24 protein-coding genes, 1 tRNA gene and 1 pseudogene are annotated in these 25,591 nt (G+C 55.2%); 10 read left to right on the top strand and 16 right to left on the bottom strand.

The window, feature by feature from the left end; all coding sequences use genetic code 11:
- Positions 1-70 precede the first annotated feature (70 nt).
- The 6 genes from purK to ppiB form a co-directional block, all read right to left on the bottom strand.
- Complete coding sequence (gene purK / locus ENTCL_RS16430; RefSeq protein WP_013367269.1) at positions 71-1,141, bottom strand: 5-(carboxyamino)imidazole ribonucleotide synthase; 1,071 nt, start codon at positions 1,139-1,141, stop codon at positions 71-73.
- Positions 1,138-1,647 (bottom strand): 5-(carboxyamino)imidazole ribonucleotide mutase, encoded by a 510-nt coding sequence (gene purE / locus ENTCL_RS16425; RefSeq protein ID WP_013367268.1) that lies wholly within the window; start codon positions 1,645-1,647, stop codon positions 1,138-1,140. The genes purK and purE overlap by 4 nt, the downstream gene beginning before the upstream one ends.
- A 175-nt stretch (positions 1,648-1,822) precedes the next feature.
- Positions 1,823-2,008 carry a hypothetical protein gene (locus ENTCL_RS16420; protein WP_013367267.1) on the bottom strand — a complete coding sequence of 62 codons (186 nt, stop codon included), beginning with the start codon at positions 2,006-2,008 and terminating at the stop codon, positions 1,823-1,825.
- A gap of 70 nt (positions 2,009-2,078) precedes the next feature.
- Positions 2,079-2,288, bottom strand: a complete 210-nt coding sequence (locus ENTCL_RS16415; RefSeq protein ID WP_013367266.1) for a YdgH/BhsA/McbA-like domain containing protein — start codon at positions 2,286-2,288, stop codon at positions 2,079-2,081.
- A 150-nt stretch (positions 2,289-2,438) separates the two neighbouring features.
- Positions 2,439-3,161, bottom strand: a complete 723-nt coding sequence (gene lpxH, locus ENTCL_RS16410) for a UDP-2,3-diacylglucosamine diphosphatase (RefSeq protein ID WP_013367265.1) — start codon at positions 3,159-3,161, stop codon at positions 2,439-2,441.
- 3 nt (positions 3,162-3,164) lie between these two features.
- Positions 3,165-3,659, bottom strand: coding sequence for a peptidylprolyl isomerase B (ppiB, locus tag ENTCL_RS16405; protein ID WP_013367264.1), 495 nt, complete (start codon positions 3,657-3,659; stop codon positions 3,165-3,167).
- A 172-nt stretch (positions 3,660-3,831) separates the two neighbouring features.
- Here ppiB and cysS point away from each other — a divergent pair, with 172 nt between their 5' ends.
- Positions 3,832-5,217 carry a cysteine--tRNA ligase gene (cysS, locus tag ENTCL_RS16400; RefSeq protein WP_013367263.1) on the top strand — a complete coding sequence of 462 codons (1,386 nt, stop codon included), beginning with the start codon at positions 3,832-3,834 and terminating at the stop codon, positions 5,215-5,217.
- Positions 5,218-5,273: 56 nt separating this feature from the next.
- Here cysS and malI read toward each other — a convergent pair whose 3' ends face one another.
- The 4 genes from malI to folD all read right to left on the bottom strand — a co-directional run bounded on the left by malI (position 5,274) and on the right by folD (position 9,195).
- Positions 5,274-6,290 carry a Mal regulon transcriptional regulator MalI gene (malI, locus tag ENTCL_RS16395; protein ID WP_013367262.1) on the bottom strand — a complete coding sequence of 339 codons (1,017 nt, stop codon included), beginning with the start codon at positions 6,288-6,290 and terminating at the stop codon, positions 5,274-5,276.
- Positions 6,291-6,381: 91 nt separating this feature from the next.
- Entirely contained in the window at positions 6,382-7,881 is a 1,500-nt protein-coding gene (locus tag ENTCL_RS16390; RefSeq protein WP_013367261.1) for a PTS transporter subunit EIIC, read from the bottom strand.
- Positions 7,882-8,114: 233 nt separating this feature from the next.
- Positions 8,115-8,327 (bottom strand): ribosome-associated protein YbcJ, encoded by a 213-nt coding sequence (ybcJ, locus tag ENTCL_RS16385; RefSeq protein WP_013367260.1) that lies wholly within the window; start codon positions 8,325-8,327, stop codon positions 8,115-8,117.
- Between the two features lies 1 nt (position 8,328).
- Positions 8,329-9,195 (bottom strand): bifunctional methylenetetrahydrofolate dehydrogenase/methenyltetrahydrofolate cyclohydrolase FolD, encoded by an 867-nt coding sequence (gene folD / locus ENTCL_RS16380; protein ID WP_013367259.1) that lies wholly within the window; start codon positions 9,193-9,195, stop codon positions 8,329-8,331.
- A 361-nt stretch (positions 9,196-9,556) separates the two neighbouring features.
- On the opposite strand from folD, the gene fimA reads away from it, so the two are divergent.
- The 6 genes from fimA (at position 9,557) to sfmF (ending at position 15,571) form a co-directional block, all read left to right on the top strand.
- On the top strand, positions 9,557-10,108 hold the full coding sequence (gene fimA, locus ENTCL_RS16370; RefSeq protein ID WP_013367258.1) for a type 1 fimbrial major subunit FimA: 552 nt from the start codon (positions 9,557-9,559) through the stop codon (positions 10,106-10,108).
- A gap of 72 nt (positions 10,109-10,180) precedes the next feature.
- Positions 10,181-10,726: a type 1 fimbrial protein subunit FimI gene (gene fimI, locus ENTCL_RS16365; RefSeq protein WP_013367257.1), complete on the top strand. Its 546-nt coding sequence runs from the start codon at positions 10,181-10,183 to the stop codon at positions 10,724-10,726.
- Between the two features lie 47 nt (positions 10,727-10,773).
- A complete protein-coding gene (fimC, locus tag ENTCL_RS16360) occupies positions 10,774-11,466 on the top strand; it encodes a type 1 fimbria chaperone FimC (RefSeq protein WP_013367256.1) in 693 nt (230 codons plus the stop codon).
- Positions 11,467-11,486: 20 nt separating this feature from the next.
- Positions 11,487-14,045 carry a fimbrial biogenesis usher protein gene (locus ENTCL_RS16355; RefSeq protein WP_157865556.1) on the top strand — a complete coding sequence of 853 codons (2,559 nt, stop codon included), beginning with the start codon at positions 11,487-11,489 and terminating at the stop codon, positions 14,043-14,045.
- The gene (gene fimH, locus ENTCL_RS16350; protein WP_013367254.1) at positions 14,035-15,036 is read left to right on the top strand and encodes a type 1 fimbria D-mannose specific adhesin FimH; all 1,002 of its coding nucleotides are present in this window, start codon (positions 14,035-14,037) and stop codon (positions 15,034-15,036) included. The genes ENTCL_RS16355 and fimH overlap by 11 nt, the downstream gene beginning before the upstream one ends.
- A 16-nt stretch (positions 15,037-15,052) precedes the next feature.
- Complete coding sequence (sfmF, locus tag ENTCL_RS16345; protein ID WP_013367253.1) at positions 15,053-15,571, top strand: fimbria assembly protein; 519 nt, start codon at positions 15,053-15,055, stop codon at positions 15,569-15,571.
- A gap of 44 nt (positions 15,572-15,615) precedes the next feature.
- Here the strand turns inward: sfmF and fimZ are convergent, their stop codons facing one another.
- Entirely contained in the window at positions 15,616-16,248 is a 633-nt protein-coding gene (gene fimZ / locus ENTCL_RS16340; RefSeq protein WP_013367252.1) for a fimbria biosynthesis transcriptional regulator FimZ, read from the bottom strand.
- A gap of 763 nt (positions 16,249-17,011) precedes the next feature.
- Positions 17,012-17,704: a hypothetical protein gene (locus ENTCL_RS16335; RefSeq protein WP_013367251.1), complete on the bottom strand. Its 693-nt coding sequence runs from the start codon at positions 17,702-17,704 to the stop codon at positions 17,012-17,014.
- A 389-nt stretch (positions 17,705-18,093) separates the two neighbouring features.
- Between ENTCL_RS16335 and ENTCL_RS16330 the strand changes: the two genes are divergently transcribed.
- Positions 18,094-18,170: transfer RNA gene (locus tag ENTCL_RS16330), tRNA-Arg, on the top strand.
- A gap of 15 nt (positions 18,171-18,185) precedes the next feature.
- Here the strand turns inward: ENTCL_RS16330 and ENTCL_RS23145 are convergent.
- Together ENTCL_RS23145 and ENTCL_RS16325 are read right to left on the bottom strand one after the other, a co-directional pair.
- Positions 18,186-18,529, bottom strand: a pseudogene (locus tag ENTCL_RS23145) (tyrosine-type recombinase/integrase); the annotation flags it as partial.
- Between the two features lie 57 nt (positions 18,530-18,586).
- Positions 18,587-19,510 carry a LysR substrate-binding domain-containing protein gene (locus ENTCL_RS16325; protein WP_013367250.1) on the bottom strand — a complete coding sequence of 308 codons (924 nt, stop codon included), beginning with the start codon at positions 19,508-19,510 and terminating at the stop codon, positions 18,587-18,589.
- A 235-nt stretch (positions 19,511-19,745) separates the two neighbouring features.
- Here ENTCL_RS16325 and dcuC point away from each other — a divergent pair, with 235 nt between their 5' ends.
- Positions 19,746-21,026, top strand: coding sequence for a C4-dicarboxylate transporter DcuC (gene dcuC / locus ENTCL_RS16320; protein WP_013367249.1), 1,281 nt, complete (start codon positions 19,746-19,748; stop codon positions 21,024-21,026).
- A gap of 12 nt (positions 21,027-21,038) precedes the next feature.
- Positions 21,039-22,307 carry an amidohydrolase gene (locus ENTCL_RS16315; RefSeq protein WP_013367248.1) on the top strand — a complete coding sequence of 423 codons (1,269 nt, stop codon included), beginning with the start codon at positions 21,039-21,041 and terminating at the stop codon, positions 22,305-22,307.
- Between the two features lie 216 nt (positions 22,308-22,523).
- On the opposite strand, the gene melB is transcribed toward ENTCL_RS16315, so the two are convergent.
- Positions 22,524-23,936, bottom strand: coding sequence for a melibiose:sodium transporter MelB (gene melB / locus ENTCL_RS16310; protein WP_044611992.1), 1,413 nt, complete (start codon positions 23,934-23,936; stop codon positions 22,524-22,526).
- Between the two features lie 90 nt (positions 23,937-24,026).
- Positions 24,027-25,382: an alpha-glucosidase/alpha-galactosidase gene (gene melA, locus ENTCL_RS16305; protein ID WP_157865605.1), complete on the bottom strand. Its 1,356-nt coding sequence runs from the start codon at positions 25,380-25,382 to the stop codon at positions 24,027-24,029.
- Between the last annotated feature and the right edge of the window lie 209 nt (positions 25,383-25,591).

Below are 25,591 nucleotides of genomic sequence, written 5' to 3'. Positions count from 1 at the left end.
TGGACGGAATTTTACGCGCCGGAGGGCATGCCGGGGAAGTCCCCCGGCAAGAAAGGTCAAAGATAGCGTATCAGGCGCCGAGCTTGCTTTGCGCCCAGGCAATGCCGCTGGCGTATTCCGGCGGCAGTAGCGGGATGAGCGCTTCCAGCGTGGCGCTGAGGTGGCCGGCATCGCAATCGCTGAGGTTCAGATGCCCTACCTTGCGGCCAGGGCGCACCTCTTTGTCGTACCAGTGCAGGTGCACCAGCGGCAGCTTCAGCCAGTCGTAGTTGAGATCGGTGCCGATCAGGTTGACCATCACCGACGGGCTGTTGACCACCGGCTTCGGCAGCGGCAGGCCGGTCACGCCGCGCAGATGCAGCTCGAACTGGCTGATGGAGGCGCCGTTCTGCGTCCAGTGCCCGCTGTTGTGCACGCGAGGTGCCAGCTCGTTGATAAGCAGTCCGGCCGGAGTGATAAAGCACTCCATCGCCATGACGCCGACGTAGTTCAGCTCGTGCATAATGGCCGACAGCATGCTTTCCGCCTGCGTTTGCTGCTGGATATTCGCCTGCGGAAACGCCACGCTGACGCGCAGAATACCGTCCTGATGGAGGTTGTGCGTCAGCGGATAGAACACGGTGCTGCCATCCTGCGCGCGAGCCCCGACCAGCGAGACTTCGCCGCTGAAGTTGATGCCCTGCTCGACAATGCATTCGCCGTAGCAGTCGTCAGGTAACTGGTCGGTTTCGCCGTCGCGCAGGCGCCACTGGCCGCGGCCGTCATAGCCGCCGGTCCGACGTTTGACGATAGCCAGCTCGCCCAGCTTATCGAATACCGCTGGCCATACGCTTTTATCCGCCAGCAGTTGCCACGGCGCGGTGGCGAGATTCAGCTTATCGAACAGCTGCTTCTGCGTCAGCCGGTCGGCGATGATCGGGAAAACGTCGCGGTTCACAAAGGCGCTGTGGCGCGCCAGCTCACGGGTCAGCGCGGTTTCGGGCCAGCGCTCGATTTCCGCGGTGATGACGCTTTGCTGAAACGGCACGGCCTCCGGATCGGCCTCCAGCCCCACCGGCCAGACGCTGATGCCGAGCGGTTCACCGGCCTGGCGCAGCATTCGGCCAAGCTGGCCGTTGCCGAGTACGCAGACCTGTTTCATGCCGCACCCCGCGGGTCCGGATTATCCAGCACCTCGTCCGTCTGCGCCTGGCGCCAGTCGGCCAGACGCTGGCGCAGGCTCGTATCGTGCGTCGCCAGAATCTGCGCCGCCAGCAGCGCGGCGTTAGCCGCCCCGGCTTTGCCGATGGCCAGAGTGCCGACCGGAATGCCGCGCGGCATCTGCACAATCGAATACAGGCTGTCGACGCCGCTCAGCGCCGCGCTTTGCACCGGCACGCCCAGCACCGGCACCAGCGTTTTGGCGGCAATCATTCCCGGCAGATGCGCAGCACCGCCCGCACCGGCAATAATCACCTGGTAGCCGTTCTCTTCTGCGCTTTCGGCGAAGCTGAACAGTTTGTCCGGCGTGCGGTGAGCTGAGACGACTTCCACATGGTGGGGAACGTTCAGGATGTCGAAGATTTCGGCGGCGAACTGCATGGTAGCCCAGTCGCTTTTGGACCCCATCACGATGGCGACACGCGCCGGATTATTGCGGGAAGACATGCGTCTTAAAACTCCTGTGGTGCGAAACATACTGCTTTCGAGGGCACAGAGAATAGCATGTAATACGGGCAAGGAAAACGGTTGCGCGGTTGAAAAGTGAGCCGTTGTGGTCATCAATGCATAACAAAACAGACCGTATTTTGACGGTCTGTTTGGCGAAAGCCTGTAAGGCTTTTTACAGGAGATAGCCTGCGGTCAGACTCTCTTTGTCGAATGCGTGGCTGACATCAATATGATTCTGCACGCCGGTGTCGATATTCGAACCTGTTTCAGGTGTAGAGACGTGATTCTCTGCTGCCATCGCGCCAGTGGACAGGACAGTGGCCAGAAGCAGGGTGCTCACGATGCTGATTTTTTTCATTCTCTTTTCCTTGCTCATCGTATTGTCGCTGTCGCTTATCTGCGTACTGGCGGCACGGCAGTCAGACGTTTTATTTCGTTAGTTCCGCAGTCATGTGAACGCGGTTGTTGAACTGTGCGCTGGTGATTTTGTAAGACGCACCCTGTTCAGCGGCCTGAGCGGCAATCTGGGCTTCTGCGCGGTCAAGGGTAGAGGCGGTAGCACTGACGCTCTGAGCAAAAGAACCGAAAGAGAAAGTAGAAAGAGCAGCAACTGCAACGAAAGTTTTGATGGATTTCATGGTCGTATTCCTTAAGTGTTTTGTCTTGAATAGGGCGTGTTGCCCTGATGTGATGAATGATAGAACGACCACGGATTGGTTAAAATCGAAACAATTTGCGGATATCATTCAAAAAAATGAATGATGTTGATCGTCGGGTGCGGCGGGAATTCAGAAAGGAAATGCGATCAGCTCGACGCCTTCGGGCGTGACTTTCACCATCGAGCCTTCCTCATGCCAGGCGCCCAGCACCACGCGATGGGCGGGGTCGCCGTTGGCGGTGAGGGTGTGGACATCGGGACGGTGGGTGTGGCCGTGAATCAGCCACTGAACGCGGTGCTTTTCCATCACCTGCGCTACCGCCTGCGGGTTGACGTCCATGATGGTCATTGATTTCGCGCTGTTGGCGGCCTTGCTGCCCGCGCGCATTCTGGCGGCAATACGGCTGCGGATAAACAGCGGCAGCGCGAGAAACAGCCGCTGGATCCACGGCGTGTGCACTTTAGCGCGAAAGGCCTGATAGCCGGTATCGTCGGTGCACAGCGTGTCGCCGTGCATGATAAGCACCCGGCGGCCGTAGAGATCGAGCACTTTTTCTTCCGGCAGGAGCGTCATACCGCTTGCCCGGGCGAAGCGTTTGCCGAGCAGAAAGTCGCGATTGCCGTGAATGAAATAGCAGGGGACGCCGGAATCGACCAGCGCACGGATGGCAGTTGCCATCTCCTGGTGCAGCAGGTTCGGGTCGTCATCGCCAATCCAGGCTTCAAACAGGTCGCCCAGGATGTACAGCGCATCGGCGCTGCGGGCTTCGCCCCGTAAAAAACGCAGAAAACCGGCGGTAATCGCCGGTTCTTCTGTTTGCAGATGCAGATCTGCGATAAAGAGTGTCGCCACGAATTACTCGCTGACGGTCACGCTTTCAACGATAACATCTTCTTTCGGTACGTCCTGGTGCATGCCGCTGCGGCCGGTGGACACGCCTTTGATCTTGTCAACCACGTCCAGACCTTCAACCACTTCGGCAAATACGCAGTAGCCCCAGCCCTGCATGCTTTCGCCGGAGAAGTTCAGGAAGTCGTTATCGACGACGTTGATGAAGAACTGGGCCGTTGCGGAGTGCGGCGCCTGGGTACGCGCCATGGCCAGCGTGCCGCGGGTGTTTTTCAGACCGTTGTTCGCTTCGTTTTTAATCGGATCTTTGGTCGCTTTTTGACGCATGCCAGGTTCGAAACCGCCGCCCTGGATCATGAATCCGTTGATGACGCGGTGGAAAATGGTGTTGTTGTAAAAACCTTCGCGGCAGTAGTCCAGGAAGTTTTTAACCGTTTCAGGCGCTTTATCATCGAACGTTTTGATGACAATATCACCGTGATTAGTGTGGAAAGTAACCATTTTTGCATCCTGTTCCGTTATAGTGGTGCGAATACCCGACGACGGGTTACGTATAGGGGCTTGTTATAGCATAACCGCAGGGTTGGATCACCTTGCAATGTGTGCTGCTTCCGGATTGAATAACGGGTAGAATACGCGGTTTTCGTTCACACACGGATATATGGAATCTTCGATGCTAAAAATCTTCAATACAATGACACGCCAAAAAGAGGAATTTAAGCCAATTCATGCCGGGGAAGTCGGCATGTACGTGTGTGGGATTACTGTTTACGATCTGTGTCATATCGGCCATGGCCGTACCTTCGTCGCGTTCGACGTCGTCGCCCGCTACCTGCGTTTCCTCGGCTATAAACTGAAGTACGTGCGTAACATCACCGATATCGACGATAAAATCATCAAGCGCGCCAACGAAAACGGCGAAGACTTTGTCGGCCTGGTCGATCGCATGATTATCGAAATGCACAAAGACTTCGATGCGCTGAACATTCTGCGTCCGGACAACGAGCCGCGCGCAACGCACCACATCCCGGAAATCATTGAGATCACTGAGCGCCTTATCGAACGCGGTCATGCCTATGTGGCAGACAACGGCGACGTGATGTTCTCCGTGCCTTCTGACCCCACCTATGGCGAACTTTCCCGTCAGGATCTGGACCAGCTGCAGGCCGGTGCTCGCGTGGACGTGGTTGATGTTAAACGCAACCCGATGGACTTCGTATTGTGGAAGATGTCAAAAGCGGGCGAGCCGGCATGGGCTTCGCCGTGGGGCGAAGGTCGTCCTGGCTGGCACATCGAGTGCTCGGCGATGAACTGCAAACAGCTCGGTAGCCATTTCGATATTCACGGCGGTGGTTCTGATCTGATGTTCCCGCACCATGAAAACGAAATCGCTCAGTCCACCTGCGCGCACGACGGCGAGTACGTCAATACCTGGATGCACTCCGGGATGGTGATGGTTGACCGTGAGAAGATGTCGAAATCGCTCGGCAACTTCTTTACCGTGCGCGACGTGCTGAAGTATTACGATGCCGAAACCATCCGCTACTTCCTGATGTCCGGCCACTACCGCAGCCAGCTGAACTACAGCGAAGAGAACCTTAAACAGGCGCGCTCCGCGCTGGAGCGTCTCTACACCGCGCTGCGCGGGACCGATGCCTCCGCTGCGGCCGCGGGCGGCGAGGCCTTTGAGGCGCGTTTTCGCGAGGCGATGGACGACGACTTCAATACTCCGGAAGCCTACTCGGTGCTGTTCGATATGGCCCGCGAGGTGAACCGTCTGAAGGGCGAAGACGCCCAGGCCGCCAGCGCGATGGCGGCCCACCTGCGTAAGCTGTCAGGCGTGCTCGGCCTGCTGGAGCAGGATCCGGAAACCTTCCTGCAAGGCGGCGCGCAGGCGGACGACAGTGAAGTGGCGGAAATCGAATCGCTTATCCAGCAGCGTCTGGATGCCCGTAAGGCGAAAGACTGGGCGGCAGCCGATGCGGCGCGCGACCGTCTGAACGAGATGGGTATCGTGCTGGAAGATGGCCCGCAGGGGACGACCTGGCGTCGTAAGTAAGTTTTGCCGGGTTTACAGGCCGGGTAAGGCGTAGCCGCCACCCGGCCTTTTTTATCTTACGCCGACTCCCGCGCAATCAACTGCCCGGAAAGGGTAATGCGCTGGGTTTGCAGCTCCGGCTCCTTGAGCTTGCGGATAATGAGCCCGGCGGCCTGGCGTCCGGTCTCTTCGCTGGCGGACGACACGTAGGTGAACGATGGCGACGTCAGGTTGACGTGCAGCATATCCTCGAAGCCGACCAGCGCCACCTGCTGGGTCAGAAACACATCTTTCCCCACGGTGCGCCCGACCTGATGAATCCCGGTAATACAGCCGATCATCGCGTCCGGCGAGTGGCAGAGCAGGGCGGTGATGGTGTTGTTTTTCTCCAGCAGGTGGCGCGTGGCGATGCTGGCGGCGTAGGTGTCGTCGCTGCAGGCGGGCGTAGATTCTTCGCGAAAGACCATCCCGTTCTGGGCGAGCGTGCTGCGAAACCCCAGCAGGCGCTGCTGGCGGATGACGTTATCCTCGTGCCCGCCGATATAGGCGATGCTGCGGTGGCCGCGTTCTATCAGATAGCGCGTGGCCAGGCTTGCCGCCTGCCGGTTGTCGCGCATCACCAGATTGCAGTTCTCTTCCATCAGCGACTGTGAGACCACCACCAGCGGCAGCGGACACTGACGAATCTGTTCGGGCAGCTGCGTCCTGCGGGTATCTGAGGCCAGGTAAATCACGCCCGCCACGCCCTGCTGCTTAAAGGAGAGCAGGCAGCGCTCCAGGTGCGCGTGGTCGTCCAGCGGTTGGCCGAGAAAAACCATATAGCCCTGTTTTTCCAGCTCCTGCACCACGCTTGCCATCACCTTGATGGAAAAGCTGTCGCTGAAATCACGCAGGATCAGGCCGATAAGGTTTGAGGTGTTGGCGCGCAGGTTGGCGGCGGCCACGTTGTGCACGTAGCCCAGCGCGGCGATCGCCGCCTGGACTTTTTCGATTGTGGCGTCAGAAATTTTTCCTTTCTGGCGCAATACCAGCGAGACGGTGGAGACGGAGACGCCCGCCTGCCTTGCGACATCGATAATACTGACTTTTTTCAAACCCGCTCCCTGAAAAATCCGCCGCAATCAGCCAGATAAAACAACGTCTCCCGCGCGGGCAGGAGACGTGTACAGCCTGACATTGTTCCGGTTATTTGCCAATCATCGTCGACATGGTTTGTGCAATAAATTGCGCTCTGGCGCCAAAAATCACCTGAATGCCGTTATCGCCGACGAAGACCACGCCGCGGGCGCCCACGCCGTTAAGACCGTCTTTATCCACCATGTCACTCTTCGACACCTCAAGACGCAGGCGGGTAATGCAGGAGCCGACGGAGTCGATGTTTCTGGCGCCGCCCAGCAGGCCGATAATCTCGGTAGCCAGCTCGCTGTCGGTTTTGTCGTCGGCGTTGACGGTAACACCGGTACGCCCCGGCGTTTTCACGTCAAAGCGACGGATAACGAAGCGGAAGGTGAAGTAGTAAATCAGCGCCATCGGGATACCGACAATTACCGCGTTCAGGAAGTTGGTCTGGTAGCCGTTAAGCGACGGGACGATGCCGAAGGAGAGATAGTCGATAAAACCCGCTGAGAACGACTTAGCGATATGCGCATGCAGCAGGTACATCGTCATGTAGGCCAGGCCCGCCATGATGGCGTTGAAGACGTACAGAATCGGCGCCACGAAGATAAAGGTGAACTCAACCGGCTCGGTGATCCCGGTCAGGAAGCAGGTGAGCGCGGCGGAGAACAGAATACCGGAGGCTATCTTTTTGTTTGGCGTATGCGCTTCGTGGTACATCGCCAGACAGGCCGCCGGCAGGGCGAACAGCATCAGCGGGAACTCGCCCTGCATGAATTTACCGGCGTTCTGGTAGGTATCGCTGCTGAAGGATTTCACCCCTTCTTCCAGCATCTTAAACCAAATGGTCTGGTCGCCGTGGATAACCAGGCCTGCCTGGGTGGTGTAATCGCCAAACGAGTACCAGAAGGACGGATACCAGATGTGGTGCAGACCCAGCGGGATCAGCGCGCGCTCCACCAGACCGAAGATAAAGGTCGATGCCGCCTGGTTGTCGCCGTTAACCACCACCGACAGCGCGTCGATGCCCGCCTGAATGTGCTGCCAGACGTACGGCAGCAGCAGGCCGAGAACAAACGACAGGCAGGCGGCGGCGATAGCGACAAAACGCTTGCCGGAGAAGAAGCCGAGGAATTCCGGCAGCTGCATCGCGTGGAAGCGGTTGTAGCACCACGCCGCGAGGATCCCGCAGATAAGCCCGCCGAAGACGCCCATTTGCAGCGTGGGAATACCGACCACCATGGCGTATTTCCCGCCCTGAGAGGCCATTTCCGGCGTAATGCCGAGCACCGTACTGATGGTGATGTTGGTGACGAACACCGATACCGCCGCCGACAGCGCGGCAATCCCGGATTCTGACGCCAGACCGACGGCGGAGCCGATGGCGAAGAGCATCGGCAGGTTATCGAAAATAACCCCACCGGCGTTCATCATCAGCGGCAGATGGAATTTATCGCCGAAGGCCAGCAGCAGACCTGCCGCTGGCAACAGTGAGATTGGCAGCATTAAGGCGCGGCCAATCATTGATAGTTTTGACAAAGATTTAACAAACCCTGAGAACAGACTCATGCTGACTCCCCCCGACTGGAGACCCTGACAGGCGCTCATGGCGCATTGTTGTTGTAAGTAGAACGTTTTAGTAGAACGTTCTACCTATCGTGTAAGAAGCCGGGAGGACGTGCAACTTAAATTTCACATCGTGTCAGAGGAAATTGTGATTCTTTGAAGTAGATCGAAAATTAACCGCGATCGCGGTAGGGATATGTTGCCCCTCACCGCGAATGCGGCGAGGGAAGCAGGGCTTACGCCGTCACCGTAATGCGCTGGCCGTCGTAGCTCACGGTCTGACCCGCGACGATTTTACAGCGTTTACGGGTTTCCACGACGCCGTCAACGCTTACCAGACCTTCGGCGATCGCGATTTTCGCCTGCGCGCCGCTCTCGCTCCAGCCTTCCAGCTTCAGCAGGTCGCAAAGCTCAACGTGCGGGTGTTTGCCTAAGGAAAAAGTTGCCATGTTACGCGTCCTCTACGTCGTGATATTCCTCGCAGGCCTGCAAGGTGTTCTGAATCAGGGTGGCGACCGTCATCGGGCCCACGCCGCCGGGGACCGGCGTAATGTACGAGGCGCGCGCGGCGGCGTCGTCAAAAATAACATCGCCTACCACTTTGCCGCTTTCGAGGCGGTTGATGCCCACATCAACGACAATCGCGCCCTCTTTGATCCACTCGCCCGGGATAAAGCCCGGCTTGCCGACGGCCACGACCAGCAGGTCGGCGTTTTCGACGTGGTGGCGCAGGTTTTTCGTAAAGCGGTGGGTGACGGTGGTGGTGCAGCCCGCCAGCAGCAGCTCCATGCTCATCGGGCGGCCAACGATGTTTGAGGCGCCGATAATGACCGCATTCAGGCCGTAGGTATCAATGTTATAGCGCTCAAGCAGCGTCACGATACCGCGCGGCGTGCACGGACGCAGGCGCGGCGCGCGCTGGCACAGGCGGCCAACGTTATAGGGGTGAAAACCGTCAACGTCTTTGTCGGGCGCAATGCGCTCAAGCACCTTCACGTTATCAATACCCGCAGGCAGCGGCAGCTGCACCAGAATCCCGTCGATCGCGCCGTCGGCATTCAGGGTATCAATCAGCTCCAGCAGCTCGGCCTCGCTGGTGGTTTCCGGCAGATCGTAGGAGCGGGAGACGAAACCCACCTCTTCGCATGCTTTGCGCTTGCTGCCGACATAAATTTGCGACGCAGGATTGCTGCCTACCAGCACAACGGCCAGTCCGGGGGCGCGTTTTCCCGCCGCAATGCGAGCCTGTACTTTTTCCGCAACCTCAGAGCGTACCTGCTGCGCAATCGTTTTACCGTCAATAATCTTTGCTGCCATCAGAGAGAGGATTCCATCTGTCACTTACCAAAGGGGGGATGTGCATATTTTGGCAGAAGCCGGGCGTGATGTCAGTCACCGTTTGTACTTTTGTACGCCGACGGGCGTTTCCGGCAGGGGATGACGCCGCGTTGACCACCGCCGCGTGCATTCCCATAACCTTTACAGGTTCTTTCTTATTTATTTTTAGGACGCAGCTGAGCTTATTCGCAGCCTTTATACATGTTTTGCGCCAATTATTTCCGGATAATTTATTAATACTGCTTCAGGTGTTATTTAAAGCCTCCGGGCAGGCCCGTTATGCGAATGACTTTGGGTTATTCGCCGTCGCGCGAATAATTATAGCTAGCAAGGAACATTTATGAAATTTAGTAAAATAGCAGCGTCTTTTGTGGCCGCGCTCGGTCTCGTCGCTTCCGCGGCACAGGCCGACACGGTGTCCGTGAACGGCGGTAATGTGCATTTTAAAGGTGAACTGGTCAATGCGGCGTGCGCGGTGAGCACGGAGTCCTCTAACCAGACGGTTGAGCTGGGTCAGTACCGTACCGCCACCTTTACCAAGGTCGGCACGACGTCGGCAAAGATCCCGTTCAATATCGTACTGAACGACTGCGATCCGAGCGTTGCGGCGACCGCGGCGGTGGCGTTCAGCGGCCAGATTGACGGCCAGGACAAGACCCTGCTTGCGGTGACGTCTGGCAGCAATGGCTCAACCGCGACGGGCGTCGGCATCGAGATCCTCGACAGCGCATCCGCCACCCTGACGCCGAACGGCAGCGTGTTCTCCGTGGCGCAAAACCTGGTTCAGGGGACCAACACCCTGCACTTCAGCGCGCGCTACAAAGCCACGGCGGACACGACCGAACCGGGCCAGGCGAACGCCGACGCAACGTTCGTCATGAAATACGAATAAGGCTGACGCCAGATTCAGGATGGCCATTGCCTCAGGGAAGAGGCGTTTTTTAGCCCGAATCGGGGAATGATGATGCTAAGGATGTTAGCGCTGCTCATGGTTCTGTGCGCGACCGCGCCGCCCGCATTTGCCCATCGCGTGGTGGTCGACGGCGGTCGTGTACAGATGCGCGGCGAACTGGTTAACGGCGCCTGCGCCGTCGCGCCAGAGAGCCAGAGTCTGCGTATCGATATGGGGCAGTACCGCACCAACACCTTTGCCGGAGTGGGCAGTTTTTCGACCGTCACAGTTCCCTTTACGCTGAAGATGGTGGATTGCCGGACGGACATTTCGCGCCTGGTCGGGGTGACATTCCAGGGGCTGAGCCCGGCGGAAGATCCCCAGGTTTTTCTGGCCGCCACCCAGGTAAGCGGTGTGCCTGCCGGGAGCGGGTTAGGGCTGGCGTTATTTGATAATAAACAACAGATGATTATTCCCAATGCGCCGCCGGTGACGTATTTCCCGGTCACCACCGGGGAAATGACGCTGTATTTTAGCGCGCGTTACCGGGTTATTTCCCTGCCCCTGACGCCTGGCGCAATAACATCGGATGTCTGGTTCACCCTCATTTATCCGTAAGCGTTTTGAGTCTGACCAGAAAATATAATATTACAGGGTTTACCGTTATGAATCGTTTATTCAACGGCGCTATTGCGTTGTCGCTACTGTTGCTGACGTGCGCGCTACCGACGCAGGCGGCGGGCGGCATCGCGCTGGGGGCAACCCGCGTTATCTATCCGGCGGATGCGAAGCAGAGCGCGCTGTCGCTGAGCAACAGCAACCCGCAGGAGCGTTATCTGATCAACGCCTGGATTGAAAACGCCAGCGGCCAGAAGGAGAAGACCTTCGCGGTCACGCCGCCGCTGTTCGTAAGCGAGCCGAAAAGCGAAAACACGCTGCGGATTATCTATGCCGGACCCGCGCTACCAACCGACCGCGAATCCCTGTTCTGGATGAACGTGAAAGCGATCCCCTCCGTCAATAAAGCGGATGCCGACGGCAAAAACGTGCTGCAGCTGGCTATTCTGTCGCGCATTAAGCTCTTCGTTCGCCCGAAAAACCTGCCGGTGCAGCCGACGCAGGCGCTCGACCAGCTGAAATTCGCCCGCACGGGCAGCGCGGTCAGCATCAGCAATCCGTCGCCGTATTACATCACGTTGGTGAATCTGCAAATCGGCGGGCGCAAGCTCGATAACGTGATGGTGGCGCCGAAAAGCAGCGCCAGCGTGGCGGTTCCCGGCGATCTTCAGGGGGCGCTGAGCTGGCAAAGCGTGAATGACTACGGGGCGATTACGCCTGCACGCCGCGTGAGCCTGTAATGCCAGCGGGAAAAACGAACATGACGGCCCCTCACTGGCCTGCGCTGCGGCTGCTGGCGCTGGCGCTCTCCGGCGCCTGGCTCTCTTCATCCGCCTGGGCTGAGAGCTACTTCAACCCGGCGTTTTTATCCGATGATGAAGCCGGTGTGGCGGATCTTTCCCGGTTTGAGAAGGGCAACCAGCAGCCTGCGGGCGTGTACCGGGTGGATATCTGGCGTAATGAGGAGTTTATCGGCGCGCAGGATCTGGCGTTTACCGCCGCCGGGGGTAAGCCCCCGACGGCTGGCGGGCTGGCGCCGTGTATTACCAGTTCGCTGCTGTCGCGCCTTGGGGTGAACCGCGCGGCGTTTCCGGCGCTGGCGAAATACGCAACTGATACCTGCGTTCCGCTGGAAACGGCGATTCCGGGCAGCGAAGCGGCGTTTGATTTCGCGGCGATGAAGCTCAGCATCAGCCTGCCGCAGGTGGCGATGCTTAACAGCGCCCGCGGCTACATTCCGCCGGAAGAGTGGGATGAGGGCATAACCGCCGCGCTGGCGAACTACAGCTTCAGCGGCAGCAAAGGCACCAACGACGACAGCTACTTTCTCAGCCTGCAAAGCGGGCTGAACTACGGCCCCTGGCGGCTGCGCAACAACGGCACCTGGAACTATTCGCGCAACGACGGCCAGCATCAGAACAGCTGGCGCAACGTGGCGACCTGGCTGCAGCGCGCCATTATTCCGTGGAAAAGCGAGCTGGTGCTCGGCGACAGCAATACCGGTAGCGACGTGTTTGACAGCGTCGGTTTTCGCGGCGGCCGCCTCTACTCGTCTGACAGCATGTACCCCGACAGCTTACAGGGCTTTGCGCCGACGGTACGCGGTATCGCCCGCACGCCCGCCAAAGTGACCATCCGGCAGAACGGGTATGTGGTGTATCAAAGCTATGTGCAAAGCGGCGCGTTCGCCATCAGCGATCTCAACCCGACGTCGTCAAGCGGCGATCTTGAGGTAACCGTTGATGAAAAAGACGGCAGCCAGCAGCGCTATACCGTACCGTACTCCTCCGTACCGCTGCTGCAGCGCGAGGGACGAATAAAATACGATCTGGTGGCGGGAGACTACCGCTCGGGGAACAACGACCAGTCCACGCCGTTCTTTGCCCAGGGGACGCTAATCGCGGGCCTTGCCGGCGGGTTTACCCTTTACGGCGGCACGCAGCTGTCGGAGCGCTACACGGCGGTCGCCATTGGCGCGGGGAAAAACTTCGGCGACTGGGGGGCGATTTCGCTCGACGTTACGCACGCCCGCAGCCAGCTGGCGGACGACAGCCGCCACGAAGGGCAGTCCTTACGCTTTCTGTATGCCAAATCCCTCAACAGCGTCGGCACCAACTTCCAGCTGCTGGGATATCGCTATTCCACGGAGGGTTTCTTCACCCTGGATGACACCACGTGGAAAACCATGAGCGGCTATCAGTACAGCGATGACCAAAAAGATAAAGACGGCGTGCCGGACATTATTAGCTACCACAACCTGACGATGAACAAGAAAGGGCGTTTTCAGGTCAACGTGTCACAGTCGTTGGGGCGTTTCGGCTCGCTGTATGTTTCCGGCAGCGAACAGAGCTACTGGGGCACCGGCGATACCAATACCTGGTATCAGTTTGGGTATTCCGGCGGCTGGCGCGGCGTCAGCTATTCGCTGTCGTGGTCATGGAACCGCTCGGTCGGCATTCCGGGTACCGATCGCATTGCCGCCTTTAACCTTTCCGTGCCGTTCAGTATTTTCAGTCCGGGGGAAGGGGCGCTGAACCGCGCCTACGCGACCGTTGCCGCCAGCCGCAACAGCGATGGTGATGACAGCTGGCAGAGCGGGGTGAGCGGAACACTGCTGGAAGGCAACAACCTCAGCTACAGCGTGACCCAGGGCAACGCCAGCGGTCGGGGGGCGACCGGCAGCGCCAGCGCGAACTGGCAGGCCACCTATGGTACCCTCGGCGCGGCCTATAACTACGATCGCGACCAGCATGATTTCAACTGGCAGGCGGCGGGCGGCATTCTGGCGCACGCCGACGGCGTGACCTTCAGCCAGCCGCTGGGCGACACCAACGTGCTGATTAAAGCGCCGGGCGCCACCGGCGTCAGCGTTGAAAACCAGACCGGCGTGAAAACCGACTGGCGCGGATATGCGGTGATGCCGTACGCCACGGTCTACCGCTATAACCGCGTGGCGCTGGATCCGAACTCGATGGGCAACAACACCGATATTGAAAACAACGTCAGCAGCGTCGTGCCCACCGAAGGGGCCGTGGTGCGCGCGGCGTTTGATACCCGCATCGGCGTGAGGGCGCTGATCACCGTCCGCCGCGGCGCGCAGCCGGTGCCGTTCGGCGCAATTGTGCGTGAAACCAGCCGGGGGATAACCAGCATGGTCGGCGATGATGGTCAAATCTACCTGAGCGGTTTGCCGCTGCGCGGCGAGCTGTTAATCCAGTGGGGCGACGGCGCCGCAGAGCAATGCCGCGCGCCGTACACGCTGCCCGAAAAGAGCCTGCAACAGGCTATCACCCTGACGGAGGTTCGTTGTGATCGCTAAGGTAACCACTTTGCTGGCGCTTCTGCTGGCGTCGGCGCAGGTCTCGGCCACCGTGTGCTACAACGAAAAGGGGGGCGCGACGGATGTTTTTTATGATTTGACCGACACCTTTACCAGCGCGAATAACCAGGTGGGGCAGATTGTCACCCTGAGCAATAAATCCGGCTGGGTCGGCGTGAACGCCATTTGCCCGAGTGGCACCCACGGAAGCTCGACAATGCGCAGCTATGTCTCGGATTTTCAGGTAACCAGCACGGAAGGTAACTTTCAGTATCTGAAACTGAATGACTACCTGGATGGCGCGATGCAAATCACCGATAGCTTTGCAGGCACGTTCTGGCCGCCGAAAAATTACATCCAGATGGGGACTCACGCCAACGTGCCGCTGCAAAAGCCGTTTCCGGTACAGGATTCTAACCTCGTATTCCGCCTGAAGGTCACCAAACGTTTTATCAATATGGTGGTTATCCCGCGGCAGACGATGTTTCGCGTGTATGTCACCACCACGAAGAGCGATCCGCTGACCACGCCGGTATACACCATCAGCTACAGCGGAACGATCAACGTTCCGCAAAACTGTGAAATTGATGCCGGTACCGTCGTGCGCTTTGACTTTGGCGACATCGGCGCCTCGCTGTTTAGCGAGGCTGGGGCGGGCAATCGCCCGCAGGGCGTGGCAGTACAGCAAAAAACGGTAGGCATCAAATGCACCAACGTGGAAGCCCAGGCTTACCTGAGCATGCGCCTTGAGGCCAGCAGCGTGCAGGGGAACGCGATGGTTGCGGATAACCCGGATCTGGGGTTTGTCGTCGCCGACAGCAGCGGCAAGCCGCTTACGCCGAATAACATCAGCAGCAAAATTCCGTTCCGTCTGGACGCCAGCGCCCAGGCGCAGGTGGGTATTCGCGCGTGGCCGGTCAGCGTCACCGGTAAGAAACCCGTGGAAGGACCGTTTACCGCCCGCGGCTATCTGCGGGTTGACTATGACTAAAGACAGGATGACGTTGATGCGGAGACCCGGGATCGCCCTGCTGATGGGCATCGCCATAGCGCTGCCCGCGCTGGCGGATACGCCGCTTGGGCAGGTGAATATTGAGCTTACCGGCAACGTGGTGGATTTCACCTGCGTTGCAGAGGGCAGCGACAGCGATAAATCGGTGTCGTTGGGGCGCTGGCCGGCAAAGCAGCTGCGTCAGGCCGGAAGCACCACGACCGCAGTGCCCTTCACGCTGCGGCTTACCGGATGCCCGCCCGGCGCGGCGTCGATTACCTTTGCCGGTAAAGCCGATGGCGCAGACCCGTCGCTGCTGGCGCTGAACGCCAGCAGTAGCGCCAGCCGGGTTGCCGTTGAAATTCGCGATAACGATCGTCGCCGCCTGCCGCTGCAGCAGGCAAGCCGCGACGTTGCGGTGGATGCCCAGGGTAACGTCATGCTGCAGTTTTATGCCAACTATATTGCAACCGCAGACGATCCGCAGGCCGGGAGCGCCGATGCGGATGCCACCTTTATGATTAATTATAATTAAGCCGTATTCAGCAACCGGTACGTGCCGGGGGCGAAAGGGGAAGATTAAAGTAATTCATGCGCCTTGGCGTAATCAATAAGCTCGACAATCGTGCGGACACCCAGTTTGCTAAATATATTAGACTTATGCGCGCTAATGGTTTTGTTGCTTAATAACAGCTTATCGGCAATTTCTTTGTTGGTTAACCCATTGGCCAGATAGCGTAATACCATGACCTCCCGATTAGATAGCGGAAGCTCCGTTTTACTACCACGGCGAATGTGGCTACGGCTCAGCGCGCTGAGCGTGTCGGCAGGGAAAAATGAATATCCCGATAACAGCATTTCGACGGCTTTATATATGTCGTTTTGATCTTTTCGCTTACTGACAAAACCGTTCGCTCCGGCGCGTATCGCGCGCCCGGCGTAGAAGTTCTCCGATTTCGATGAGAGAAAAAGAACCTTGGTTCTTCTGTTTATCTCATTGATTCTTTTGAGCAAAGAAAATCCATCCGTGCCGGGCAGTTCGACGTCAAGAATGACCAGGTCGGTGGGATGCTTACGCACGTGCTCAAGCACTTCACGGCCATTTCCCGATTTAAGTACTACCTGAATATTTTTATTTTTCTGCAAAAGAATCTCTATCGACATTCTGACGATAGGCTGTTCGTCCATAATAATTACGGATGATGGTTTCATAATCTGTTCCTCAGATTTTATATAACACCGTGCTGATTCTTGAAGTCGTCACGTTCGGCAGGAGGACAGCGGATTGGATTTCCTGAGTGCGAAGCGTGTTTCCCCGGATAGTGTAAGTGTGTCCCTGGTTAAGCCTGTGTGGGTCAATGAGCAATTATTAAAGTATTAAACATTCAACGGTGTCGATTATACCGTCTAACGTTTTGCATAAAAGCCTGCAAAGTTAACAAAGCGCTTTACTAATTATGATGTTCTGAGTAAGACAAGTTAGGAAAATTCGCATGGATACTCTTTCTGGTTATTTTTAATATGGTAGAGTTTAATGTCTATTTAATCGTTAAAAACAAAATTACTAACCAGGTGTTTATCATTTGTTAATAATATTACCAAATGTAGTTTTTCCTGATTAACAGGCGGGTATCATCAGAAAATCCTTCGCTATCGCGCGTTATAAGGGGGGAAACCCGGTCTTTTTCAGGCTTAACCTCGTTGAAATCAATTTAGAATAATATTCTGTTGATAGAAGAAATGCGTCCGGTGAAATGGCCCGCTGCTCATATTTCGCTCGAGTAAATGACCATCGGTTTGCATCCGCAAAACCGGTTCTTAGTGAAAGAGGCCAGTCACAGGACGTTACGTGGATATTTATCACGGCGAGATCGCTTTTTTAGGAATAGTTTTAATTGTTTTTCAGATGTTGCATATTTACATTTTATTAACATAAAAATAAGCAATTTCCTAAAGTTAAGTAAGAATTAACAAATTAGTTCGGTGTATTTTCACAAGGTGGATTATTCACCTGCTGTAACAGACGCAGCAGCTGCTGGCGCTGAGTGTATTTTAACCGCGTTAAAATGCAGCCGAGTCGATAAATGATTCGGTGGTAAGGACGCTGCTGCGCGCGGGCAATTTCCCGCAGCGTTCGCCCGTGCGCCAGCTGGATCAAAATATCCCACTCGCGGGCATTAAAATCGCCTCTGGCCGACGGGGCGTCAGCGCCAGCCTCGGGGGCGGTTGGCGTCAGGCGTACGGCATCGAGCACCGCGTGGCGGTTGAGGATCCGGCAGCGGCAAGCGGATTTAATAAAGCGCTGAACATCCCGCTGCGACGAGGAAAGCAGCAGCGTGACGCTGAGGGTTGGCGCATATTTTTGCTGGTGGCGAATGAGATCCAGCGTGGTTAACAGCGGTTGCGCCAGACCCTCCGGGTCCACAATCAGGTTACCGGCGACGGCATCTTTTACGGCGGCGAATGCGTCTGCGAGCGTGTCGTAAATCCGACAGTGGCTTAACGGCGCCGCGCTGTAGCGCATTCCGCCAATGAGATAGCGATCGTGGGTGACCAGAATCGGGTCGGCGGCGTTCTTCGTCAGACCAGAGGTCGGGTTGAGCAGCTCGGCGCTTTCAATTAACGCAAAGTGAGGTAAGGGGAGCTGATACCCCTGCTCCTCGGTCATGTTTCGTCTTCGCCTTTCCCTGCGTCTCACCGTGCGCATTCATTCCCTCTCAGCACGCCCGGTAAACTCTCCCGGGCCTGGGACGGTGTTCCGCCAGGAGGGGGGGAATATTACCTGATTTTTCTGCAGTAAACGGAAACTCGCCGCCATTCTTCCCGATAGAACACGGGTTTAGCCATTGTTGATGAGCGCCTGTCCAGAGGGTACCAGGCGGGGCTTAAACAGGGGGGAGATATTTCTTAGTCGTTGGCAGGGAAATGTGACTAACGTTTAAGCAGTTGATGTTGTTCAAACCCGGCGTGTGGGGGGATACCGGGAAAAGGCATTGACTCACCGCTGTGGGACCGTATAATTCCTCGCGCTTCACCCCGTGAAGTTCTCTTCTGTGTGCGCCCTTAGCTCAGTTGGATAGAGCAACGGCCTTCTAAGCCGTAGGTCATAGGTTCGAATCCTATAGGGCGTGCCATTTAACTTCAGTGACTTACGCTTCTTTTATCTCCTCCATTTTTTCGCTGTGGGACATCTTTGTTAAAATCGAGTCAATTTGTCTTGCGTGTTTAGCCAGGTGATAAATGCCAGGTGAGCATATCGACGTGCCATTTCGATGCTTTCCCATCCTCCCATTTCCTGCAGAACGGACAGCGTCACTCCAGACTGAATTAACCAGCTTGCCCATGTATGCCGGAGGTCATGGAAACGGAAATCCTCAATTCCGGCTCTCTTGCATGCAGAGCTCCATGCCCGACTGTCATCGACCCGAATTTTCCTTACGGTCGGCGTTAGCGTTCCATCTGGTCTGTGCCATGCTCTGGTGTGAACGAATACAGTGACCGGCCATTTATCGTTATCATTCTGCAAAAGAAACTGGCTAAACGTAAGATCCTACCTGCCCCCCCAGTGATGTTGCTGACAATACCACTTTAACTGCTCGACCATTGCCTGGGCAGCCTGAGTCAGCGGCCTTTTACGCGGGTAGATTAAGCCATAATGCCCCATCGGCAATGAGGATTGGCCGATCGGTAGCGCGCTAAGCACGCAGCCAAAACGCGGCTCGTTGAGCCGCGCCTGGGCCAGGATGGTCAGGTAATCGTTATTGATCACCAGATTCATGATACATACCGTCGAATCAGTAAGTACCGGCGAGGAGGGACCGTCAGGATAATCAAACGGTACAAATTGCCGGATGTAGTGGTAGTAGCCCATATCGGTCTCCGGAATCACCCATGAAGCCTTTGCCAGATCCTGCATAGAACGACAGTTTATTAATGGATGATTTTTGCGGCCTACGACACAAAATGGCGCATCAAACAGAGGAATTATCCTGAAATCGCCCAACGGCATCTGGTCGGTCAGGGTTCCCAGGGCAAAATCGAGCCGGCCATCACGCAGGCTTGGTAATAACGTTGACAGTTGCGCCTCTTTGATATTAATCAACGTTCTGGGATGTGACTTTTTAAAATCTTTAATTACTGAGCTCAGGATCGTAACCCCAAACAGGGAGGAAATACCGAATGCCACTCGTCCATAGGTATTGTTGTTGATTTGCTCAATTTCATCCGCCGCCTTCTCCAGCTCTTCCAGAATTAAATGTGCCCGAACGGCAAAGGCGCTCCCTACCTCGGTCAGCGTTACGCCTTCATTGCTGCGGACTAGCAGCGTCGCTCCGATATGATTCTCCAGTTCTTTTAATGCTCGGGTCAATGCCGGTTGCGACTGATTCATCTCTCTGGCTGCTGCGCGAATGCTTCCGCAACGAATGACTTCGTTAAAGACTTTAATCTGCTGAAGCTTGGGTAAATACTTCATCGTGTCCCTATCAATTTTTTTTATCATGGTAAAAGAAATAGCATCTTTACCCTTCGGCATTTATTGCGTTAAATCAACGGAATCTAATACCAATATCAGTAACACTATCCATGAAGCAATTTATGTGACAGGACGCTACAGACGGTGGCGCCGGAGGTGGGCGCACGGCGCTGGCGCACGCACAACTTGAAGTATGACGGATATAAAGCGAATTAACTACACAGGAAATGATCCGATGCTAACCATCATGCTGGGTATTTTTGTACTCATTGCCACTATTGTCTTATTAGTTAAACGATTTGATACACGAGCAACCCTTATTGGCGCTGGAATAATGCTGTGCATTATTTCCCTGTCTCCAATGAGTGCGTTTGGCGCATTTTCAGCGCGAATGACAACTTCGGGGTTAATTGAATCTATCTGCTCCAGTATGGGGTTTGCCTACGTGATGAAATTCACCCATTGCGACCTGGCGCTGGTCAATTTGTTGACCCGCAGATTATCAAAACTGGGCTTTTTGCTGATCCCTGCGGCGGTAGCGGTGACCTTTGTTGTCTGCATTGCCATTCCTTCTGCCGCTGGCGTTTCGGCCGCGGTGGGAGCGACGTTGATCCCGTTGCTTATCTCCGCACGTATTCATCCGGCGATCGCTGGCGGTACGGTGCTTACCGGTACGTTGGGCGCATATTTGAACCCTGGCGTTGCTCATAATGCTTTTATTGCCCACATCTCCCATACGCCACTGATGGATTTTGTGTTTTATCATGCGCCGATCACAATCCTCTGCGGCGTGATTGGCGCTGTATGCCTGACGCTCGTCGCCATCTTCACCAAACAGCTTAACTATCAGCCAGCACAGGGGGAGGCGGTTGAAATAGGCCAGATTACGGATCAAAGCGAGGCGCGGGGCCTGTGTTTTTATCTTAAAACCATCGCGCCATTTATACCGGTGGTTCTGCTGGTGTCTGCCGGGCTTGGCTGGTTTGGCGAGGTGAAAATGAACGTGCCTGCGGCGATGATTATTGGCGCGATTTACGCCTTACTGATAACACGTTCTAATCCGGGAGCACTGACCAAAAGCTTTTTCGACGGAATGGGAGAGTCGTATGCCAATATCCTGGGCATCATTATCGCTGCCGCAGTATTTATCGAGGGGCTGAATTCCGTTGGGATGATTAATGGATTCATTCAATTATTAACCAGCCACCCTGAGTTTGCCCGGTGGGGCGGGACGATGGGACCTTTCTTTATGGGGTTAATTACGGGTACTGGCGATGCGACGGCGTTTGCGTTTAATGAGGCTGTGACACCGCATGCCGGCAGCTTTGGATATGGCGTGAATAACCTCGGCGCGAGCGTGATGCTGGCTTCTGCACTGGGACGCAATATGTCGCCACTGGCAGGAGCCACCATCGTGTGTGCCGGGTTAGCGGGTGTCAGTCCGGTTGAAATCGTCAGGCGAACTGCGCCAGGCGCTATTGTTGCGATGCTCTTTATCGCTATCTTTTTTTTATAAGCGAGGTCATTCATGAGTTACCCTAATTCGGAACAGTTAAGCAAGTGGCGCAGGCAGTTTCACCAGATGCCTGAAATTGGCTGGTCGGAGTTTGTTACTACGGCAACACTGATTACGACGCTTCGCGACATGGGTTACCAGGTATTGACCGGTAAGGAGTTTCTCAATCCGGCAGCTATCCTCGGGCGAGATCGGCAGGATGTTGATAAGGGAGTGGCTCGGGCACAGGCTGCAGGCGTCGATCCCAATTTGTTGGCGGAAATTGCGGGGCTGACGGGGTGTCTGGCCCTGCTGGATACCGGAGTGGAAGGCCCCACTATCGCCCTGCGTTTTGACATTGACTGTGTGGCGGTTAATGAAAGCAGGGATTCGCGCCACCTGCCTTTTTCTCAGGGATTTGCCTCCCTCAACCCCGGATATATGCATGCCTGCGGACATGACGGGCACATGGCTATCGGATTAGGTGTGGCTCAGTGGCTAATAGCCAATCGAGCATCGCTTAGGGGACGGGTTAAGCTAATTTTCCAGCCAGCGGAAGAGGGCGTCCGTGGCGCCAGACCTGTTGTTGAAGGCGGGAGTCTTGATGATGTGGATTATTTTCTCTCAGCGCATTTAGGGATGGGATGTCCCAGCGGCGAGATCGTCGTCAATCCGCAGGACTTCCTGTGCACAACTAAGCTGGATTTTCGGTTTGATGGCATATCGGCGCACGCTGGCGTCAATCCGCAAGGCGGGGCTAATGCTCTGGTGGGGGCCTGTCACTGCGTCAGCCAGCTCATGGGGATCCCGCGGCATGGGGAAGGAATGACGCGCATCAATGTCGGCACCCTACAGGCGGGAGAAGGCCGTAATGTTATCCCGAGTTCAGCCTTGCTCCAGCTGGAGGTCAGAGGGGACTGCCAGCAGATAAATCAGTATATGACTCAACGCGCGCTGAGTATTGGAGAAGGGATTGCGCAGGGATTTGGTCTGCGCTTCGAACATGAGGTGATGGGGGAAGCGGTCGATCTGCACAACGATATGCAGCTGATTGAACTGGTAAGCCACATTGCCCGGGATAATGTTGGGCTATCACTGCGCGAAGATTCTTTTGGCGGCAGCGAAGATGCCACACTGTTGGTTAAGCGAGTACAGGAGCGGGGAGGGAAAGCGATCTACTTTGTTTTGGGGGCGACCATTTCCGCTGGTCATCATGAGGCAAATTTTGATTTTGATGAAGCTTCGTTGTTGCCGGGCGTTCAGGTTTTTACCGGTTGTATCAGCGCGCTTATCGGATGTTAATGACGCATCTGATGGCCTTTACTCTTCATGGGTGAGGCGATGTCTGTATTAATGATTAATGCAGAATAGAGGATTGCGAGATATAACGTTGAAGTAGCAGGTACTTGTTCGTGTTAACCAGTACCTGCCTAATTTAAAAAATAAATAATTTGCTGGTTTGATAAATGTATTTTTTCTGGAGCAGGTACTTTCTGCACTGTTGAGTATGTCTCAGGACTATAAGGTGGTCACCCCATAATCTGCATCCTCAGCGGATCGTTGAGGGCGCGGTTTACGGTATTTGTCCAGTAAGTGATTCTGAATGTTATGGAGCATATCCCCGTTAAGCTTATAGAGGCGAAGATAAAGAACCAGCGTCACGATATAAAAAAGCACCGGCAACGCAATCATTATCACCTGCATGCCGAGCAGCGTGGTGGTTGACTGTGCCATATTGGGTTGATAGCCAATGATACCAAGCACGGCGGCAATAAAAAAAGCTGCAAAGGCTGAACCACCTTTGACCACCATGGTCTGCACTGAGTAAGCAATACTTTCACAGCGAATATTAAGCTTATATTCTCCATAATCAACGGTGTCAGCAACCATAATGACCTGCAATACCCAGAATAATGCAGAGCCAATATTGAGGAATATGCCTGCAAGCGAGATTAACCAGATGTTGTGGTATCCCATTAAGGCTATCCATAACAATACGCCGCAGCCAAGTGCCGGCATCACCGATGCCCCTGCCCATAATACTTTTCGTGAGAGCATGTTTGCCAGCCGAGGAAACAGGACTAGCGTCAGCAAGTTCGCGGCGCCAGCATAGGACATGTAGTAGGGAAACAGCGATGCGTCGCCGATAACATAGGTGAAGTAGTAAATTGCAAACCCTGCGATAATATTGGCTGCAATATTATAGGCTAACGCCATTGCCAGCAGGCAGGAGAGTTGATCGTTTTTGTAGATTAAGCTCACGATGCTTTTCAGCGTCAACCGGCCGCTATCAGGGGTCGCATCGCTGTCGGATGACCAGGCCTCATGGACGTTACGCAGCGTGACAACCGTTGAAGCGATAAAAAATGCGATCAGCACCAGGGTAAACATCTGGAAACCAAAACCCCGGTTGGCGCCGCCGATATGCTCCACAAACGGCAGGGTTATACCTGCGGTGATAAAGCCAGAAAGGCTGGCAAAAAAACGAGGATAGGGGACAAGCTGTTCACGTTCCCGTTTATCAAGCGTGATGGTGGGTACTAATGACCAGAATGGAATGTCCATGATGGTATAGGTCATTCCCCACAAAATATAGGTCACGCAGGCAAAGACAATCTGTGCTGTGCCTTCAAACAGATGTGCGCTAAACAGTAAAAACAGAACGACGGAGTTTGTCAGTGTTCCAACGAGGATCCAGGGTTTAAATTTTCCCCACCGCGAACGCGTACTGTTAACAATCCATCCCATAATAGGGTCGTTAAAAGCATCCCAGATTCTGGCGACCAGGAACAAAGTCCCGACAACGCCTACCGAAAGACCGACAATATCGGTGTAGTAATACATCAGATACATATACACAATGCCGATCGCGAAATCCTTACCAAATGCACCAAATCCGTAACTGAGTTTTGTGGTCATTGATATGCTCATAGGGTATCAGGTCACTGTTGCCAGCGCCCGCCTTCAGTCTGCAGAAATGAATGTCAGAGCCAGGCCTGCTATGGCCTGGCATCGTGATAATTACGGGTGTACCCACTCAGGTAACCAGTCGCCATGAGCTGCTATCAAATCGTCCATCAGCGTATAGATTTCCTCAATGCTGAGCACTGCCGCCGTGTGTGGATCCAGCAGCGCGGCATGGTAAACGCGCTCCCGGTTTTCAGTCAGCATCGCCTCAGTTAATAGCGTCTGAACGTTGATGTTGGTTTGCATCAGCGCGGCAAGATGTGAGGGCAGAGCGCCTATTTTGGTGGGCTGAAGCCCGTTGCTGTCGACCAGACAAGGGACCTCCACGCAGCATCCCTGCGGCAGGTTATCAATTAACCCCTCGTTGCGCACGTTGCCATAAATAACGCTGGGTTCGCCGGTCCAGATTGCGTTCATAATAGTGCTGGCATATTCGCGGGAAGGCTTAATCTCGATGCGCTCTGCCGTTTTGTACGCTTCAAGCTCATTGCGCCAGTTAGCCAGTTGCTCTACACAGCGCTTCGGATATTCGTCCAGAGGCACCTTGTAGCGATTAATCAAATCTTCACGACCCGGTTTAATGAACCACGGCGTGTATTCGGCAAAATGTTCAGAAGACTCTGTGACAAAGTAGCCCAGTTTCTTAAACATCTCGTAGCGGATAATGTTCTGACAGCGTGAGTTACTGTGAGAATTCGGTTTAGGCGCATGGCCGTTTTCATAAGCACGTAATAAATCGGGGTAGATGCTGGTGTATTCGCCATTTTCCCCTTTTTTCTCCAGCGACAAATAAAACGCCATATGATTAATACCGGCGCAGCGGTAGCGTAAGGTGTCAGCAGAAATATCCAGGTCACGAGCCAGTTCCTCTGCTGTTCCCTGTACGGAATGACACAACCCAACCTGTTTAATCTGCGGGTATCTGGCGTACATTGCCCAGGTATTCATCGCCATCGGGTTAACGTAATTAAGCATGGTGGCATTTGGACAAACCTCCGTCATGTCCTCACAAATTTGCCACAAATGCGGGATCGTCCGCAGGGCGCGCATGATGCCGCCTGGGCCCAGCGTATCCGCTATTGTCTGTTCCAGACCATGTCGTTTACAAACTTCAAAATCAGTCACGGTACAGGGTTCATAGCCGCCTATCTGAAATGCCACGACGACAAAATCGGCATCGCGAAGCGCCTCTTTGCGGGAACTATGACAGGTGATGCTGCCCGTCGCGTCGGCAGACTCCATCAGTTTACGTACGACAATGTGAGACTCTTCCAGCCGTACAGGGTCAATGTCCATCAGGGCGATATGCGCTGTTTTCAGTGCCGGGCGCTGAAATACGTCGCCGAGAATATTCTTCACAAAAATGGTGGAACCTGCGCCGATAAAGGTAATTTTAGGGGGCCGCATAATTTTTCTCCGGTAGTCGAATTAACGCTTTCATCGTGGCATACCGGAGATGGGCTTTTCCTCCATCTTCTTCTGAGAGATATCCCGGAAACTCATATTCTGCATTCCACTCTAATAAAACTGAGTTTTCAGGACTATTTATGCTGAAAAGAAGAGGTTTCAGGTCTTTCTCAGATAGCATTATAAAAAAACAGGCTGTTGTCGCAGTCTCC

Origin of the sequence: [Enterobacter] lignolyticus SCF1 (genome assembly GCF_000164865.1) — a bacterium.
Lineage (GTDB): Bacteria > Pseudomonadota > Gammaproteobacteria > Enterobacterales > Enterobacteriaceae > Enterobacter_B > Enterobacter_B lignolyticus.
Note: the sequence above shows the minus strand (reverse complement) of the source record. Positions and strands in the feature narration are given on the sequence as shown.